This window comes from Staphylococcus pseudoxylosus, assembly GCF_003697915.1.
In the GTDB taxonomy this organism is placed as follows: domain Bacteria; phylum Bacillota; class Bacilli; order Staphylococcales; family Staphylococcaceae; genus Staphylococcus; species Staphylococcus pseudoxylosus.
Map to the genome: position 1 here is coordinate 1 of NZ_RCVN01000042.1, position 1,024 is coordinate 1,024.

A 1,024-nucleotide genomic window follows, 5' to 3' on the forward strand; every position below is an offset into this window, starting at 1 on the left:
ACTAATTCTTCAGGTTTATATTCTTTTTTATCGTTAGCAAATAGTAGGTCTAATAGATCTCCTGTTTCACTATCAAATATAGGGTACAGGTCAACATAGCGCGTGCATAGCAACTTTTTAATTACTTTCTGCCAAAACTCCATGCTATTGTGTTCGCCCTTAGAACTCCAGTTTAGAACCTCGTCTAAGTCAGAACCTGCCATACTAATCAAAGTATCAGAACCAACATCAGACTTTTTATATTTAACATGATTAAATTCTACTTTTGTTATTTCATTAGCGATTTTATTATGAATGTTAGTCACAAAGGCACTTGTATATTCTACCGCTTCGTTTTGCCACGCTGTAACTCTTTGAGTATCATTGTTTAGCTTTCCACGTGAAAATGATACCACTTTTCCGAATAAGTTCAATTTTTCCCCTTTCTACCATAAACTCACACCTTTCCCACGTTTATACTCGCTTGTCTTCTTGTTATGGCAAGACTTACAAAGGAGTTGTAGGTTATCAGGGTTCAGCGCTATTTTCCAATCATCAAGATTTTCCCAAGTTAGTTCTATAATATGGTCTACTTCGTATTTTTTAGCACCGAATGCGCCACATCTTACGCAAGTCATCTTATCACGTTGTCTTACATAATCACGGACAGCCAACCATTCTTTTTTATTATACCAACCACTTTCTCGAACTGTGTCAACATTATACTTCATCTGACACCGCCATTTCTAAAGCCATTGTCAAAGCAACAGTAGGGTCAATTTTATCTTTTTCAAGTTTTTTAGTATACATATAGTCCCCATTTTGTCCGATTTTAACAGCAGTATTATTTAAAGCCCACTGCATGACTTTTTGGTTATGGATAAGTTTATTTTCCGCTAACTTAGATTTTAATAGCTTGATATAGTCACTCATTGAGAAACCTTGTCGAATTGCTCTTTGGTTGTCTCCATCTTTGTCAAAGAAATAACGCTCAATCAGCCCTTTTAAAATTTCATAGCGAGCTGGGTCGTATCCGACTTTTCTA

3 protein-coding genes are annotated in these 1,024 nt (G+C 35.8%); all 3 read right to left on the minus strand.

What is annotated here, in order from left to right:
- Positions 1–395: hypothetical protein (locus tag D9V42_RS14665; RefSeq protein ID WP_208639089.1), on the minus strand; the 395-nt coding region annotated here is incomplete at its 3' end.
- Between the two features lie 30 nt (positions 396–425).
- Positions 426–710: an HNH endonuclease gene (locus tag D9V42_RS14670; RefSeq protein WP_036853146.1), complete on the minus strand. Its 285-nt coding sequence runs from the start codon at positions 708–710 to the stop codon at positions 426–428.
- A partial coding sequence (locus D9V42_RS14675; protein WP_244204791.1) for a terminase TerL endonuclease subunit occupies positions 700–1,024 on the minus strand: 325 nt, incomplete at its 5' end. The genes D9V42_RS14675 and D9V42_RS14670, both read right to left, overlap by 11 nt.